At 64.6% G+C, this 808-nt stretch carries 1 protein-coding gene; it reads right to left on the bottom strand.

Annotation, left to right across the window (positions count from 1 at the left end; genetic code table 11):
- The coding region (locus EEJ42_RS31200; protein WP_148082066.1) for a beta-ketoacyl synthase N-terminal-like domain-containing protein at window positions 1-808 on the bottom strand (808 nt) is incomplete at both ends.

Here is an 808-nt window from a genome sequence, read left to right as displayed (position 1 = left end):
TGAAGCCGTTGGAGGCGCCGTCCTGGTTGACGGCGGTGCCACGGACGGTGGCCAGCACACGGTGACCGTTCTTCAGAGCATCACTGAGCCGTTCAACCGCCAGGACACCGACACCCTCGGACCACCCGACCCCATCACCATCATCCGCATAGGCACGACAGCGCCCATCCGCGGACAGCACCCGCTGACGGCTGTACTCGATGAAGAACGTCGGCGTCGCCATAATCGTGGCACCACCCGCCAGCGCGATGTCACACTCACCATTGCGCAGCGCCTGACACGCCAGATGCAACGCCACCAACGAAGAAGAACAGGCAGTGTCGATCGTGACGGCCGGACCTTCGAACCCATACAGGTAGGACAACCGCCCGGCGGCAGCACTCGCAGCGGTCCCATTGGTGATGAAACCCTCGTAGCCATCGGGAGCCGTCTGGAAACGGCTGCCATAGTCCTGGTGCATGATGCCCACGAACACACCCGTACGACTACCGCGCAGCTCACCAGGCCGGATCCCGGCGTCCTCCAGCGCCTCCCACGTCGTCTCCAGCAACTGACGGTGCTGCGGATCAATGGACTGCGCCTCACGCGGCGCAACACCGAAGAACTCGGCATCGAACCGGTCCACCCCGGAGAGGAAACCACCCTCCCTCGTATAACTCTTCCCCTGCGCATCAGGATCCGGGTCATACAGACCCTCGACATCCCAGCCCCGGTCGACCGGGAAGGACGAGATGGCGTCCCGGCCCTCGACAACCAGCTCCCACAGACCCTCCGGCGACCGCACCCCACCCGGGAAACGGCACCCCAT

Origin of the sequence: Streptomyces botrytidirepellens, assembly GCF_003721215.1 — a bacterium.
Taxonomy (GTDB): Bacteria; Actinomycetota; Actinomycetes; order Streptomycetales; family Streptomycetaceae; genus Streptomyces; species Streptomyces himastatinicus.
The sequence above is the reverse complement of the archived record's forward strand: the minus strand, read 5'-3'. Positions and strand labels throughout refer to the sequence as shown.